Source organism: Pseudomonas sp. B8(2017), assembly GCF_002113575.1.
GTDB lineage: Bacteria > Pseudomonadota > Gammaproteobacteria > Pseudomonadales > Pseudomonadaceae > Aquipseudomonas > Aquipseudomonas putida_Z.
The window spans coordinates 157,411-173,053 of record NZ_NEIO01000008.1; the positions used below are offsets into that span (position 1 = coordinate 157,411).

14 protein-coding genes are annotated in these 15,643 nt (G+C 62.8%); 10 read left to right on the forward strand and 4 right to left on the reverse strand.

The features are described 5' to 3' along the window. Nucleotides 1–2: 2 nt before the first annotated feature. From CAG22_RS14445 to CAG22_RS14460, 5 genes are all read left to right on the forward strand, one after another. On the forward strand, nt 3–959 hold the full coding sequence (locus CAG22_RS14445; RefSeq protein ID WP_085692364.1) for a PoNi-like cognate immunity protein: 957 nt from the start codon (nt 3–5) through the stop codon (nt 957–959). 190 nt (nt 960–1,149) lie between these two features. After that, nucleotides 1,150–1,320, forward strand: coding sequence for a hypothetical protein (locus CAG22_RS27740; RefSeq protein WP_170929305.1), 171 nt, complete (start codon nt 1,150–1,152; stop codon nt 1,318–1,320). Between the two features lie 9 nt (nt 1,321–1,329). Beyond that, entirely contained in the window at nt 1,330–2,286 is a 957-nt protein-coding gene (locus CAG22_RS14450; RefSeq protein ID WP_085692365.1) for a PoNi-like cognate immunity protein, read from the forward strand. Nucleotides 2,287–2,301: 15 nt separating this feature from the next. Then, nucleotides 2,302–3,264, forward strand: coding sequence for a PoNi-like cognate immunity protein (locus CAG22_RS14455; RefSeq protein ID WP_085692366.1), 963 nt, complete (start codon nt 2,302–2,304; stop codon nt 3,262–3,264). 54 nt (nt 3,265–3,318) lie between these two features. Further along, entirely contained in the window at nt 3,319–3,576 is a 258-nt protein-coding gene (locus tag CAG22_RS14460) for a PAAR domain-containing protein (protein ID WP_025339803.1), read from the forward strand. Between the two features lie 42 nt (nt 3,577–3,618). On the opposite strand, the gene CAG22_RS28510 is transcribed toward CAG22_RS14460, so the two are convergent. Next, a complete protein-coding gene (locus CAG22_RS28510) occupies nt 3,619–3,786 on the reverse strand; it encodes a DUF6026 family protein (protein ID WP_003258397.1) in 168 nt (55 codons plus the stop codon). Between the two features lie 203 nt (nt 3,787–3,989). On the opposite strand from CAG22_RS28510, the gene gnd reads away from it, so the two are divergent. From gnd to CAG22_RS14485, 4 genes are all read left to right on the forward strand, one after another. Then, a complete protein-coding gene (gene gnd, locus CAG22_RS14465) occupies nt 3,990–4,973 on the forward strand; it encodes a phosphogluconate dehydrogenase (NAD(+)-dependent, decarboxylating) (protein ID WP_085692367.1) in 984 nt (327 codons plus the stop codon). Next, complete coding sequence (zwf, locus tag CAG22_RS14470) at nt 4,970–6,475, forward strand: glucose-6-phosphate dehydrogenase (RefSeq protein WP_085692368.1); 1,506 nt, start codon at nt 4,970–4,972, stop codon at nt 6,473–6,475. The genes gnd and zwf overlap by 4 nt, the downstream gene beginning before the upstream one ends. A gap of 144 nt (nt 6,476–6,619) precedes the next feature. Further along, nucleotides 6,620–8,416 carry a glycoside hydrolase family 15 protein gene (locus CAG22_RS14480; protein ID WP_085692369.1) on the forward strand — a complete coding sequence of 599 codons (1,797 nt, stop codon included), beginning with the start codon at nt 6,620–6,622 and terminating at the stop codon, nt 8,414–8,416. Between the two features lie 299 nt (nt 8,417–8,715). Next, entirely contained in the window at nt 8,716–9,336 is a 621-nt protein-coding gene (locus tag CAG22_RS14485) for a TetR/AcrR family transcriptional regulator (RefSeq protein ID WP_015270992.1), read from the forward strand. Nucleotides 9,337–9,483: 147 nt separating this feature from the next. Here the strand turns inward: CAG22_RS14485 and preA are convergent, their stop codons facing one another. The 3 genes from preA to hydA form a co-directional block, all read right to left on the reverse strand. Next, nucleotides 9,484–10,758, reverse strand: coding sequence for an NAD-dependent dihydropyrimidine dehydrogenase subunit PreA (gene preA / locus CAG22_RS14495; RefSeq protein WP_085705660.1), 1,275 nt, complete (start codon nt 10,756–10,758; stop codon nt 9,484–9,486). Further along, nucleotides 10,759–12,126, reverse strand: a complete 1,368-nt coding sequence (locus tag CAG22_RS14500; RefSeq protein WP_085692370.1) for an NAD(P)-dependent oxidoreductase — start codon at nt 12,124–12,126, stop codon at nt 10,759–10,761. A 214-nt stretch (nt 12,127–12,340) separates the two neighbouring features. Continuing rightward, complete coding sequence (hydA, locus tag CAG22_RS14505; RefSeq protein ID WP_085692371.1) at nt 12,341–13,780, reverse strand: dihydropyrimidinase; 1,440 nt, start codon at nt 13,778–13,780, stop codon at nt 12,341–12,343. Between the two features lie 342 nt (nt 13,781–14,122). On the opposite strand from hydA, the gene CAG22_RS14510 reads away from it, so the two are divergent. Further along, nucleotides 14,123–15,613: an NCS1 family nucleobase:cation symporter-1 gene (locus CAG22_RS14510; protein WP_025339793.1), complete on the forward strand. Its 1,491-nt coding sequence runs from the start codon at nt 14,123–14,125 to the stop codon at nt 15,611–15,613. Nucleotides 15,614–15,643: the final 30 nt, after the last annotated feature.

The following is a 15,643-nucleotide window of genomic DNA, read 5'->3' on the forward strand; positions in this document are numbered from 1 at the left end:
AAATGAAGAAATTTGATGAGATCAAACGTGAGCCTTTGCTGCAAGAGACAGCCTATCTGGACTCTGTTGATTTTTGGAGGAAATACTATGTGGAGCTAAAGGCTGAAGAGTTTCTAGCGTTGGAACGCCCAGATTACGTAAATGTTGAAGGGTTGAGTTGGGATTGGTGCTTTGAATCTCTGGAGTTGCTGGTAGCACTTTATTCGGGGGGAGAGCCCGTTGAGGCGCTTGAGTTTTATGTGGATCACATGTTTTCCCAGTTTCAACGTCACAAGCAAGCTTATCCGGCTTTCAGCTTGAAACTGTGGGAGCCGGATGCCTATCAGTACACACTCTGGCTTCTATCGTTTGCAGTGCTGTTCAACAAGCCCGGGCGCATCAGGCAAATCGCAGGTTTTTTGAGTGAAGCCCCAGATGACGGTGAGGACATCCTGTTGCGGCAACTGTTTTCCCGTGTGGGGGTGACGATCCCTGGGAGTACGTTGATTCATGAGCGCCCCTACCATGAATTGCTCAATGCCGTAACTACTGAGAAGGATGAGCAGCAACAGGCAGTGCGTAGTTACCTGAAGCAGTGGTATCGCGGCATGCGCAACTGTTATTGGCATGACCGGCACAAGGCACGAAGCGATGCGGGTTTCTTTGGCTATTGGGCCTTTGAGGCAGGATTGGTCACTGTGTTGTGGGGCGTCGACGATACGCCCTATAGAGATCTTCCTTTCTACCCGAAGGATTTGGTAGACGATGCTCGCAAGCGTCAAGTTATCAAAAGCTTCCCTGAACAACTGCAAAGCGCGCCGTATTCGGATGCGCTTGCCAGGTCGGGCGAAATTTGCCCGCGCACGGGGGTGTGGGTATGCGATGAATGGGCGGTGGGGCCTCAGACATTCATGCAAGGTGTAGAGATGCCGAGCGAAAATGGGCGCTCTCTGGTTTGGCGCTTGGTGAAAGGCTTATAGCGTGTGGGGGGCAATGGGGCCAATTCGACAGCATCAAGCGCGACCCGTGGATGGACGAGCAGCGTTACCTGGCCTCGATCTGTGAAAAAGAGCGGGAGTTCGCCAACCCTGAACGGGGGCGCGTTTTCGCCGGGTAGTTTGCCGGTTACAAAGGGGAGTAAGGGGTTTCCGAGCGCCAGGCAGATGAGTGATGCGTGGATTGAGCCGAGACTTGACTTGGAGCTTGGGGAAAAAACAGGCGGAAAAAGTTGCATTCGCCGGATATGAACGTTGGTTAATGATCGTAGATGAAAGTGGTGCGGTAACGAAAATAGTCAAGCTCGACGAAAATGCTAAATTTATCGGTGAAGTGATCCAATAGGGGTGTGTAATGACTGGATTTGATCGGGTCAAGCGTGAGCCTTTTTTGCAAGAGGCAGCCTATCTCGATAGTGTTTCTTTTTGGAAGGAGAATTATGTAGAGCGCCAAGCTGAATCTTTTCTCAAGATTGAGCGTCCCGAGTATGTAAATGTCAAGATGTTGAGCTGGAGGTGGTGCTTTCAGTCTATGGAGTTACTCATTGCTCTTTATTCGGGGGGCGAGCCCGTTGAATCGCTTGAGTTTTACGCGGATCACATGTTTTCCCAGTTTCAACGTCACAAGCAAGCTTATCCGGCTTTCAGCTTGAAGCTGTGGGAGCCTGATGCATATCAATACACACTCTGGCTTCTATCGTTTGCAGTGCTGTTCAACAAGCCCGGGCGCATCAGGCAAATCGCAGGTTTTTTGAGTGAAGCCCCAGATGACGGTGAGGACATCCTGTTGCGGCAACTGTTTTCCCGTGTGGGGGTGACGATCCCCGGGAGTACGTTGATTCATGAACGCCCCTACCATGAATTGCTCAATGCCGTAACTACTGAGAAGGATGAGCAGCAACAGGCAGTGCGTAGTTACCTGAAGCAGTGGTATCGCGGCATGCGCAACTGTTATTGGCATGACCGGCACAAGGCACGAAGCGATGCGGGTTTCTTTGGCTATTGGGCCTTTGAGGCAGGATTGGTCACTGTGTTGTGGGGCGTCGACGATACGCCTTATAGAGATCTTCCTTTCTACCCGAAGGATTTGGTAGACGATGCTCGCAAGCGTCAAGTTATCAAAAGCTTCCCTGAACAACTGCAAAGCGCGCCGTATTCGGATGCGCTTGCCAGGTCGGGCGAAATTTGCCCGCGCACCGGCGTGTGGGTATGTGATGAATGGGCGGTGGGACCCCAGACATTCATGCAAGGCGTAGAGATGCCGAGCGAAAATGGGCGCTCTCTGGTTTGGCGCTTGGTGAAAGGCTTATAGCGTGCAGGAGGGCCAATGGGCCAGTTCGACAGCATCAAGCGCGACCCGTGGATGGTCGAGCAGCATTACCTGGCTTCGACGCGTGAAAAAGAGCAGGAATTCGCCGACCCTGACGCCCAGGCATTGCTGATCGGGACAGCCGAGCACAGGCATCACTACCGTGGCCTTAGCCGCGACTGGGCACACATGGCACTGGAGCTGGCAGTGCAGCGGTATTCCGGTGGCGAGCCGATGGAGCTGGTGGAGGCCTATGCAGACTATGCGTTTGCCCAGTTCGCCCGGCATTTTTCGGCGTACCCGGCAACCAGCGAGCAGTTGCGCCCCTGGGTGTCGGATGAATACCGGCTTGCCTTGTGGCTGCTGTCGCTGGCGGTGCTGTGCGGTTACCCCGAGCGTGTCGACCAGGTACTGGGCTGGCTGAACCAGGACGACGAGCGCAGCCCCGACCTGCTGCTGCATCGCCTGTTCCAGCGGCTGGGCAAGGCCTACCCAGGCACCTCATTGCTTCACCCCGAACCTTACGGCGCCTTGTTGGAGAGCCTCGACCTGAAAGGCCCCGCGCAGCATGACGCGCTCATGCACTATCTCGGGCAGTGGTACGCCAATGCGCACGGTTGCTACTGGCACGAGCGCCACACCCGGGCACGGAGTGACCACTTGGGTTATTGGGCCTTCGAGGCGGCACTGGTGGCGTTTTTATGGTCTGTGCAGGGTGATGCCCTGGAAAGCGCTCCCCACTTTTACCCGCAGGCGCTCGTCGAAAGGGCGCATTACCGACGCCTGGGCAAGCAGTTCCGCGACCCGGAAACCGCCAGGCGCGAGGATGCCCCAGGCTGGCCTTCCGGCACGCCTTGCCCATGGCCCGGGTACTACGTCTGCGTCGAGCGCATGGTGGGCGAGCAGGTGTTCATGCACCAGGTACCATTCCCTGAGATCGATGGCCAGGTCGTGCACTGGCGGCTGTCGAGAACCTTCTGATTGGCGCTGCCGGCATGCGTGCCTGGCGCCTCACATGATTCGGGAGTGGCAACAATGCCTGCCATCGTTCTGCTGGGTCACCCTCACCACTGCCCATTGTGCGGCCCGACCAACATCAGCAGCGGCTCCAGTCTGTTCTTCGTCAACGGCAGGGCAGCCGCCAGGGTTGGCGACAGGCTCGGGTGTGGGGCGGTGATTACCAGCGGCTCGGCACTGATGATGGATGATGGGCAGCCGCTTGCCAGGGTCGGCGATGCCACCAGTCATGGCGGTACTTTGGAAAATGGCGATAATAGCTGGCTGCTCGATTAAGCGATGTGGGAGCAGTTCGGCTCCCACAGGGAAGGGGCAAACTCAGAGGGTAACGGCTTTGCCGTCTGTGCGCGCCTGCGCCAGCAGCAGGTTCAGTTGAGCGACCTGCTGGCGCAGCTGGTCACGTTCGTCCTTCAGTTTACGCAGCTCATCACGGCGCACGGAGACATAGAGGGTCTGGGTTGGGGTTGCAGGCATCAAGGTACCCATGAGCACACCTCGCGGTTTTGGCTAGTGACAAGTCAAAGCGTAGACGCTTCACGCGGGCGCATTTTGAATTCTTTCGCAGGTCTTGGGAACTTTTTTGTTTATCGTGGTCTCGCCGTTCGTCGCTGAACCCTCGAGCGGTTCGCTGGACTAAGCTGAAAAGCTAATTTGTGTTGTCATTTATTTCGAAAGGGGAGCATCGGCTCATGCAACTGGGAATCATCGGGCTGGGCCGCATGGGCGGCAATATCGCAAGGCGCCTGATGCGCGCCGGCCACCGCACCGTGGTACACGATCGCAACCGTGAGGCCATCACCGGCTTGGAGGGCGAGGGCGCCCAGGGTGCGCACGACCTCGGTGCGCTGGTACAGAAGCTGAAAGCACCGCGCGCGGTGTGGGTCATGCTGCCCGCTGGCGAGCCCACCGAGCAGACCATCGCCCAACTGGCCGAACTGCTGGAGCCGGGCGATGCGATCATCGACGGCGGCAATACCTTCTACAAGGACGACGTGCGCCGCGCCGCCGAGCTGGCCAAGCGCGGGCTGCATTACCTGGATGTCGGCACCTCGGGCGGTGTGTGGGGCCTGGACCGTGGCTACTGCATGATGATCGGTGGCGAAAAGGACGCGTTCGAGCGCCTGGAGCCTCTGTTCAAGGCGCTGGCCCCGGGCGTGGGTGACATCCCGCGTACCCATGGCCGCAGCGGCGAGCACCAGCGTGCCGAACACGGCTACATCCACGCCGGCCCACCCGGTGCCGGGCACTACGTGAAAATGGTGCACAACGGCATCGAATACGGCCTGATGCAGGCCTATGCCGAAGGTTTCGACCTGCTGCGCAGCAAGGGCGGCAACGAACTGCCGGAAGACCAGCGTTTCGACCTGAACGTGGCCGAAATCGCCGAAGTGTGGCGGCGTGGCAGCGTGGTCACCTCGTGGCTGCTCGACCTTACCGCCGATGCGCTGGTGGCCGACCCGCAGCTGTCGCAGTTCAGTGGCTCGGTGTCCGACAGTGGTGAAGGCCGCTGGACCATCGACGCCGCCGTCGAGCAGGCGGTGCCGGTACCGGTGCTGTCCAGCGCGCTGTTCGCCCGCTTCCGCTCGCGCCAGCAGCAAGGCACCTATGGTGACAAGATTCTCTCGGCCATGCGCCTGGGCTTCGGTGGCCACGTCGAGAAAAAAGCCGAATGACCAAACAGAGCATTCCGGCTGCTCCGCCATGCACTCTGTTCCTGTTCGGTGCCAATGGCGACCTGGTCAAGCGCCTGCTGATGCCGGCGCTTTACAACCTCAGCCGTGACGGTCTGCTGGACCGCAACCTGCGCATCGTCGGTGTCGACCACAACCCGGCCACTGCCGAGGAATTTGCCGGGCGCCTGCATGCGTTCATGGTCGAGCGTGACAAAGGTGGCGAGGGCACGGCCAAGTGCCTGGATGAGAAGCTGTGGGCACGCCTGGCCAAGCGCCTGGATTACCAGACCGGCGATTTCCTCGACCCGGCCACCTACCAGGCCCTCGCCAAGCGCATCGACACAACCCGCCACGGCAACGCCATCTTCTACCTGGCGACCTCGCCGCGCTTCTTCCCCGAAGTGGCGCAGCGCCTGGGGCAGGCCGGGCTGCTCGACGAATCGGCCGGCGGCTTTCGCCGGGTCGTGGTGGAAAAGCCCTTTGGCACCGACCTGGCCAGCGCCGAGGCGCTCAACGCCTGCTTGCTGAAGGTGATGGGCGAGCGGCAGATCTACCGCATCGACCATTACCTGGGCAAAGAGACGGTGCAGAACATTCTGGTCAGCCGGTTCTCCAACGGCTTGTTCGAATCGTTCTGGAACAACCACTACATCGACCATGTGCAGATCACCGCCGCGGAAACCGTCGGCGTCGAGACCCGTGGTGCGTTCTACGACAGCACCGGGGCGTTGCGCGACATGGTGCCCAACCACCTGTTCCAGTTGCTGGCGATGGTGGCCATGGAACCCCCGGCCGCGTTCGCCGCCGATGCCGTGCGCAGCGAAAAGGCCAAGGTGGTCGGCGCCATCCGCCCATGGTCGGTGAAGATGGCCCTGAAAAACTCCGTGCGTGGCCAGTACAGTGCCGGCAAGCAGGGGCGCAAGCAGTTGCCCGGCTACCGCCACGAGGCCAACGTCGCGGCGGATAGCCAGACCGAGACCTATGTGGCGCTGAAGGTGATGATCGACAACTGGCGCTGGGCTGGCGTGCCGTTCTACCTGCGCACTGGCAAGCGCATGAGCGTGCGTGATACCGAAATCGCCATCTGCTTCAAGCCGGCGCCTTATGCGCAGTTCCGCGAGTCGGAGCTGGAGCGGCCCAAGCCCAATTACCTGAAGATCCAGATCCAGCCCAATGAAGGCATGTGGTTCGACCTGCAGGCCAAGCGCCCCGGGCCGGAGCTGGTGATGGAGAACGTCGAGCTGGGCTTTGCCTACAAGGACTTCTTCAAGATGACCCCGGCGACCGGCTACGAGACGCTGATCTACGACTGCCTGACCGGTGACCAGACCCTGTTCCAGCGGGCTGACAACATCGAGAACGGCTGGCGCGCGGTGCAGCCGTTCCTCGATGCCTGGGCCCAGGGTGGCGAGGTGCATGAGTACCCGGCCGGTGAGGACGGGCCCGATGCCGGCAATGAATTGCTGGCGCGGGACAAGCGCGAGTGGCATCGGTTGGGGTGAGTTTTTTGTAAAGCCTGTGCCGGCCCTTTCGCGGGCACGCCCGCTCCCACAGGTATTGCACCGCCTTCACGGGCTGTGGTGCACCTGTGGGAGCGGGCATGCCCGCGAAGAGGCCGTCACAGGCAACCACACAAAGGAGCCTCAATGCCTGCCCACATCGAAGACTATGCCCTGCTGGGCAACTGCCGCAGCGCCGCCCTGGTCAGCCGCGATGGCTCGCTCGACTGGCTGTGCCTGCCACGCTTCGACGCCCCCGCGGTATTCGCCGCACTGTTGGGCAACGAGGAAAACGGCCGCTGGCGCCTGGCCCCCTGCGACCCGGTCGAACACAGCAGCCGCCAATACCTGGACGACACCCTGGTGCTGGAAACCACCTGGGTCACCGCCACCGGCCGCGCCCGCGTGCTCGACTTCATGCCGCTGGGCGAGGCCAACGCGCTGGTGCGCATCGTCGAGGGCCTCGCTGGCGAAACCAACTTCGAAATGGACCTGGTCATGCGCTTCGACTACGGCCGCAGCGTGCCCTGGGTAGAACGGCTCGACCCGCTGACCCTCAGCGCCGTCGCCGGTCCCGACCGGCTGATCCTGTGCAGCACCGTCCCCCCGCATGCCCGTGACCAGCACACCGTCGCCCGCTTTCGCGTTGGCGCGGGCGAACGCCAGGTGTTCAGCCTGCGCCACCAGCCCTCGCACCTGCCGGTGCAGCCCGGCTGTGATAGCGATGAAGCGCTGGCGCAGACCATCGACCAATGGCAGGCCTTCGCCGCCCGCTGCCCACAGGTGGGCCCATACTCCGCCTTGGTGCGCCGCTCGCTGCTGACCCTCAAGGCCATGACCTACGCGCCCACCGGCGGCATCGTTGCCGCCGTCACCACCTCACTGCCCGAGCGCATCGGCCACGAGCGCAACTGGGACTACCGCTTCTGTTGGCTGCGCGACGCGACCATGACCCTGCTGGCCTTCATGAACCTCGGCTACTTCGACGAAGCCCAGGCCTGGCGCGAGTGGCTGTTGCGCTCGGTGGCCGGCAACCCCGAGCAGATGCAGATCATGTATGGCCTGGCCGGTGAGCGCGACCTGCAGGAATACACCTTGCCGTGGCTGGCCGGTTACGAGCACTCGCAACCGGTACGGGTGGGCAATGCAGCGTCAGCGCAGATGCAGCTGGACATCTACGGCGAACTCGCCGATGCCATGACCCAGGCAATCAAGGGCGGCTTGCCCCGCCACCCGCGCAGCGCCGCCATCGCCCGCTCGATCCTGCCTTACGTCGAGCGCATCTGGCGCCAGCCGGACGAGGGCATCTGGGAAGTGCGCGGCGGCCGGCAGCAGTTCGTGCACTCCAAGGTCATGGCCTGGGTGGCCTTCGACCGTGCCGCGGGGCTGGCCGACACCACTGAGGAAGGTCGCGAGCGCGGGCGGCATTACCGCCAGGTGGCTGACGAGATTCGTCGTGAAGTGTGCGCGCAGGGCCTGGACCCCAGCGGCCGCTTTTTCGTCCAGGCCTATGGCTCGACCGAGATGGATGCCAGTTTGTTGCACATCGCCCTGACCGGCTTCCTGCCGGCGGATGACCCACGCTTCTTGCGCACGCTCGAACAGGTCGAGCAGCGCCTGCTGAAAAACGGCCTGCTGCTGCGCTATGACAGTGACCGCTGCAGCGATGGCCTGACACCCGGGGAGGGCACCTTCCTGGTGTGTTCGTTCTGGCTGGCCGACGTGTATGTATTGCTGGGCCGCCAGGCACAAGCGCAGGCACTGTACGAACGCCTGACCGGCCTTTGCAACGACCTTGGCCTGCTGGCCGAACAGTACGACCCGGCGGGCCAGCGCATGCTCGGCAACTTCCCCCAGGCGTTCAGCCATATCGGCATCATCAACACCGCACTGAACCTGCACCGCGCACAGTGCCCGGTGCGTGATCGGGCGAGTTGTAGCTAAGTCAGGTGGCGGTCTCCCCCTGTAGGAGCGGCCTTGTGTCTCGATCGGGCTGCAAAGCAGCCCCGGCAGTTCATGCAGCGAGGCTGAAATCCCGGGGGCGCTACGCACCCCTTTCGCGACACAAGGCCGCTCCTACAGGGATTGCGCTGGCTTGGAGTAAGCGGAGTAGACTAGGGCAAACCCCTTCGGCACGGAGCACACATGGGCATTCGCGGTACTGATCGGCAGATCGACAACATCGAATTCAATTTCATCTACCCAGACGGTTATGAGCTGGCGGTGTGGACGGCCCAAGCCTGATGGCCAACCACAAGATCGAAATCCGCCGGCGCAATATCGAGAAGATCCTGCAGGCGGCGGAAAAGGTGTTCGCCGAGAAGGGCTACGGCGCCACCTCGATGGGTGATATCGCCGAGCAGGCCGAGTTGCCGCGTTCCAACCTGCATTATTACTTCAGCACCAAGGACGACCTGTTCCGCGCGGTGCTGCAGGACCTGCTGGATGTGTGGAAGCAGGACGCGCTGTGCTTCGAGAACTTCGACGACCCGCGCGTGGTGCTGACCAGTTACATCCGGGCGAAGATGGGCCACTCGCGCTCGCGGCCGCTGGGCTCGAAGATCTGGGCCGAAGAGATGCTGCATGGGGCGCCGGTGCTGGGGGTGAACCTGGATGAAAGCCTGGTGCCCTGGGCCAAGTTGAAGGAAGCCAAGATCCGCCGCTGGGTGGAGGAGGGGCGCATCCTGCCGGTGGAGCCGTCGGCGCTTTTGTACATGATCTGGGCCTCGACCCAACACTATGCCGACTTTGGTTACCAGGTGACGTTGCTCAATGGCGGGGAGGCGTTGTCGGACATGGCCTTTGAAAATGCCGTGCAGACGGTGACCAGCGTGATCTTGCGGGGGATCGGGCTGGAGCCTTGAGGTCGGTGTACGCTGAGCGATTGGGGCCGCTTTGCGGCCCTTCGCGGGCACGCCCGCTCCCACAGGTGTTTCGCTGTCCTCCCAAGCAGCGCGATCCCTGTGGGAGCGGGCGTGCCCGCGAAGGGCTGCAAGGCAGCCCCAATTGCCTCAACTGGCCTCGCGGTAGGGATTACGCGAGTCCTGCGTCCAGTTCAGGTACGGCTTGCCGGTATCCTGAGCCACCATCTCGATGCAGTTCTCCACCGGGCAGGTGATCTGGCACAGGTTGCAGCCCACGCATTCCTCCTCGATCACGCTGTAGGCATGCGTGCCATCTGCCTTCAGCGTACTGGCAATCGCCTGGTGCGAAGTATCCTCGCAGGCAATGTGGCAGCGCCCGCAGCCAATGCATGCTTGCTGGTCGATGTGCGCCACCGACTTGTAGTTCATGTCCAGGTACTTCCAGTCGGTGGTATGCCCCACCGCCTGGCCGCGGAACGCCTCGATGTTGCGGTGCCCGTGCTGGTCCATCCAGCGCGCCAGGCCGTCCTTCATGTCCTCGACGATGCGGAAGCCGTGCAGCATCGCTGCCGTGCACACTTGCACGGCGCCACTGCCCAGGGCCATGAACTCGGCTGCGTCACGCCAGCTGCCGATGCCGCCAATGCCGCAGATCGGCAAGCCGCGCGTTTGCGGGTCGCGGGCGATTTCCGCCACCATGTTCAGGGCAATCGGCTTTACCGCCGAACCGCAGTAGCCGCCATGGGTGCTCTGGTCGCCGACGATGGGGTGGGCGACCATGCGGTCGAGGTCGACGCTGGTGATCGAGTTGATGGTATTGATCAGCGACACTGCATCGGCCCCACCACGGTGCGCGGCGCGGGCTGACTGGCGGATGTCGGTGATGTTCGGCGTGAGTTTGACGATCGCCGGCAGCGAGCAGTACGTCTTGCACCAGCGGGTGACCATTTCAACGTACTCCGGCACCTGGCCGACCGCAGCACCCATGCCGCGCTCCGGCATGCCGTGCGGGCAGCCGAAGTTCAGTTCGATGCCATCGGCCCCGGTGGCTTCCACCAGCGGCAGGATGAACTTCCACGAGTCTTCCACGCACGGCACCATCAGCGACACGATCAGCGCGCGGTCGGGCCAGTCCTTCTTCACCTGGGTAATTTCGCGCAGGTTGATGTCCAGCGAGCGGTCGGTGATCAGCTCGATGTTGTTGATGCCCTGCACCTGGCGGTTGGGGCCGTAATGCGCCGAGTAGCGCGACGACACATTGACTGCCGCCGGGTCTTCGCCCAGGGTTTTCCACACTACGCCACCCCAGCCGGCCTCGAAGGCGCGGACCACGTTGTAGGCCTTGTCGGTTGGCGGTGCGGAGGCCAGCCAGAAGGGGTTGGGTGCCTTGATGCCGGCAAATTCGATGGACAGGTCGGCCATTTACGCAGCCTCCACGTTGAGCATGAGTTGGGCATGGATGGCTTCGGCGGCCAGCTTGCCGTGTTGCACCGCCTGGACGGTAAGGTCCTGGCCCAGGGCGGTGCAGTCGCCGCCGGCGTATACGCCCGGCAGGCTGGTTTGCATCCTTTCGTCGACGCGGATGCGCTCGCCGTCGCGAGCCAGTTGCGCGGCTACCGGGTCGCCGAGGCTGGCGTCGTCGAAGCGTTGGCCGATGGCCTTGAAGATGGCGTCGGCGGCCAGCTCGAAGGTTTCGCCGGTGTCGCGCAGGCGGCCGTCTGCCAGCTCGGTGCGGGCAAAGCGCATGCCGCGCACCTTGCCGCTGTCGTCCAGCAGCACGGCATCGGGGCGGGCCCAGGTGTGCAGGCGTACCTGGTTGGCCTTGGCGATGTCCTGCTCGTGGCCGGTGGCACCCATGTCGACATGGCCACGGCGGTACACCAAGTTGACGTCACGGGCACCCAGGCGGCTCATCTGCACGGCCATGTCGATGGCGGTGTTGCCGGCGCCGATCACCAGGCAGCGGTCGGCCAGGGGCAGCTGGCTCAGGTCGTCGGCCTGGCGTAGTTCGCGGATGTATGCGGTGGCGGCGAGCAGGCCGGGGGCCTCTTCATCCGGCAGGCCGAGCTGGCGCACGGCATTCAGGCCGAGGCCGAGGAACACTGCGTCGTACTGATCGCGCAGTTCGCCCAGGCCGAGGTTGCTGCCCAGGCGCTGGCCATGGCGGATCTCGATGCCGCCGATGCCGAGCAGGAATTCCACTTCACGCTGGGCGTAGTCGTCCACCAGCTTGTAGCGGGCGATGCCGTACTCGTTGAGGCCACCGGCCTTGTCACTGGCCTCGAACACCACCACATCATGCCCGTGCATGGCCAGGCGGTGGGCGCACGACAGCCCGGCGGGGCCGGCACCCACTACGGCGATGCGCTTGCCAGTGGCCGGCGAGCGCTGGAACGGGTGCTCGGTGAACTGGGCGTTGTCCAGGGCATAGCGCTGCAGCTGGCCGATCAGCACCGGTGCGCATTCCTGCGCGTTGTTGCGTACGCAGGCTTGCTGGCAAAGGATTTCGGTGGGGCAGACGCGGGCGCAACTGCCGCCGAGGATGTTGGCCGAGAGGATGCGCTCGGCGGCGCCTTGCAGGTTTTCGTCGCTGATGCGATGGATGAACGACGGGATGTCGATGTCGCTGGGGCAAGCGTTGACGCAGGGGGCGTCATAGCAATACAGGCAGCGTGCGCTTTCGACGGCGGCCTGGCGGGCGGTGAGGGGTGGGGCCAGGTCGCTGAAGCGCTCGGCCAGCTGGTCGGCGCCGGCCCGTGGGCGCGGCAAGTGGTTCAGGGCGTCGATCACGGTTGTAGCCTCTCTTTTTATATGGGGCTTGGAATGGGGGCGCGGTGCGCCCCAATCGCCGGCAAGCCAGCTCCCACAGGTACAGTGTTGTCCTTGAGAGCATTGCCATCCCTGTAAGAGCTGGTTCCATCAGGAGAGCCATGCCCTTGAGAGCAGCACTATTCCTGTGGGAGCTGGCTTGCCGGCGATGGGCTGCGCAGCAGCCCCAATGGCCTTAACGCTGCACGGGCGTCGGCCGCTGCACTTCGGCCCTGCGCCCCAGCACCTCGTACACCGACGGATACGCCGGCCGTTCCACATACCGGCCCGTGCCTTTTTCCGCACGCAGGTCGCCATCGGCCCAGAGCACCTTGCCCTGGCTGATGGTATGGCTGGGGATGCCGCGCACGGTACGGCCTTCGAAGATGTTGAAGTCCACCTGCTGGTGGTGGGTCCTGGCCGAGATGGTGCGCGTGCCTTGCGGGTCCCACAGCACCAGGTCGGCGTCGGCACCAACACGAATGGCACCTTTGCGCGGGAACAGGTTGAAGATTTTCGCGGTGTTGGTGGAGGTCAGCGCGACGAACTCATGCATCGACAGGCGCCCGCTGTTCACCCCGGCATCCCACAGCACCGCCATGCGGTCCTCGATGCCGGCAGTGCCGTTGGGGATACGGCTGAAGTCGTCGCGGCCCATGGCTTTCTGCTCGGCGCAGAAGCAGCAATGGTCGGTGGCGGTAGTGTGCAGGTTGCCCGACTGCAGCCCGCGCCACAGCGCCTCCTGGTGTTCGCGCGGGCGGAACGGTGGGCTCATCACGTAGCCTGCGGCGGTGGCCCAGTCCGGGTCACGGTAGACGCTGTCATCCAGCAGCAGATGGCCTGGCAGCACTTCGCCGTACACCGGCTGGCCCTTGCCCCTGGCATAGGCGATTTCGTCCAGCGCTTCGCGGCTGGAAACATGCACCAGGTACAGTGGCGTGCCCAGGGTCTCGGCAATGCGGATGGCGCGGCTGGCCGCCTCGCCCTCGACCTGGGAGGGGCGTGACAGCGGGTGGGCTTCCGGCCCGGTCAGGCCCTGGGCCAGCAGTTTTTTCTGCAGGTGGTACACCAGTTCGCCGTTCTCGGCATGCACGGTGGGCACCGCACCCAGTTGCAGGCAGCGCTCGAAGCTGGCCACCAGGGTGTCGTCGGCGGCCATGATCGCATTCTTGTAGGCCATGAAGTGCTTGAAGCTGTTTACCCCATGTTTGGCCACCAGTTCGCCCATCTCTTCGGCTACCTGCTCGCTCCACCAGGTGATGGCGACATGGAAACCGTAGTCGCTGGCGCTTTTCTGCGCCCAGCCGCGCCAGGTGTGGAAGGCCTCCAGCAACGACTGCTGCGGGTTTGGGATGACGAAGTCGATGATCGAGGTGGTGCCACCGGCCAGGCCCGCAGCGGTGCCGCTGAAGAAGTCCTCGCTGGCCACGGTGCCCATGAACGGCAGCTGCATGTGGGTATGCGGGTCGATGCCGCCGGGCATCAGGTACTGGCCGCTGCCGTCGAGGATTTCGCAGTCGGTGGGCGGTTCGAGGTTTTGCCCGATGGCGCGGATCAGGCCATCGGCACACAGGACATCGGCGGGGTAACTCTCTTCGTGGGTGACCACGGTGGCGCCACGGATCAACAGGGACATGCCGTTTTCCTCGCAGGCTGACCGGTCTGGGCCGGTTCTTGGAATTGTCTGGGTGCAGGGCGTACAGGGCGGTTAATCCTGTCAGACCTGACAAGATTGGAGGCTAGATGCAGATACGGCATTCAGCAAGAAAATTTTCCCATTAATTTTGTGGTTTTTAACTCATTGAAATTAAGGAAATTATTTGTTTTTCGGTGCTGACTACGGGGCTTTTTGAAACTTTGACTGACTTGACAAGATGAAAATCTGGTCGAGATTTTCAAGCACATAAAGCGTGTGTACTCCGGCCATCGCATCAACCCGATGGGCAAACAACTACAAGAACATCTGGAGAAGGCCCCCATGCAGCAGAGCAGATCGGAAGTGGTCGAGCAGGATGGCCTGTTCGAGCTGTCCGAGGGCAGCGATGTCCTCGACAGCCCGCGCTACAACCACGACATCGCCCCGACCAAGGTGCACCAGCGCACCTGGAACAAATGGCATATCACCGCCCTGTGGGTGGGCATGTCCATCTGCGTGCCCACCTACACCCTCGGCGGCGTGCTCACCGCCTACTTCGGCCTCAGCGTGGGCGAGGCCCTGCTGGCGATTTTGCTGGCCAACCTGATCGTGCTGATCCCGCTCACCCTCAACGCCTTCCCTGGCACCAAGTACGGCATTCCGTTCCCGGTGCTGCTGCGTTCGTCGTTCGGCATCCTTGGCTCCAACGTGCCATGCCTGATCCGGGCAGTGGTCGCCTGTGGCTGGTTCGGCATCCAGACCATGTTCGGCGGCCTGGCCATCCACCTGTTCCTCGGCTCGGTGTTCGACGGCTGGAAGGCCCTGGGCGGCACCGGCGAGGTGATCGGCTTCATGATCTTCTGGTGCCTGAACCTGTGGGTGGTGCTGCGCGGCGCCGAGTCGATCAAGTGGCTCGAAACGCTGTCGGCACCGCTGCTGGTGGCGGTCGGCGTCGGCCTGCTGTTCTGGGCCTTGCCGCACATGTCGATGACCGAACTGCTGGCCCAGCCGCCCAAGCGCCCGGAAGGGGCGAACATGCTCGGCTACTTCTGCGCCGGGCTTACCGCCATGGTCGGTTTCTGGGCCACGTTATCGCTGAACATCCCCGACTTCAGCCGCTACGCCCGCAGCCAGAAGGACCAGATTCTCGGGCAGATCTTCGGCTTGCCGCTGACCATGTTCCTGTTCGCCGCGCTGGGCGTGGTACTCACCGCTGCTTCGGCGTCGTTGGTTGGCGAGACCGTGTCCGACCCGGTCAGCCTGATCGGCAAGATCCACAGCCCGTTCTGGGTGGCCCTGGCCATGGCGCTGATCGTGATCGCCACGCTGTCGACCAACACCGCGGCGAACATCGTGTCGCCGACCAACGACTTCCAGAACATCGCCCCACGCCTGATCGGGCGCAGCCGTGCGGTGTGGCTTACCGGCTTCATCGGCCTGGCGCTGATGGGCCATGAGCTGCTGAAGAAGCTGGGCTGGATCGTCTCCGACCTGAGCCTGGAGAGCGTGTACTCCAACTGGCTGCTGGGCTATTCCAGCCTGCTGGGGCCGATCGCCGGGATCATGGTGGTGGACTACTTCCTGATCCGCCGGCAGAAGCTGGACCTGGCCGGGCTGTACCGCGACGACGTGTACCCGGCGTGGAACTGGGCCGGTTTTGCCGCCTTTGCGTTGCCGGTCGCGCTGACCGTGATGGCCATTGGCAACAGCAGTTTCAGCTGGTTCTACGACTACGGCTGGTTCACCGGTTCGCTGCTGGGCGGGGCGCTGTATTACCTCTTCGCCGGCGTGGTCGCGCGCAGCCCGGCGCGGGTGGCCAAGCCCTTGCCGTGAGACCGCGCCGGCTCCTTCGCGGGCTCGCTC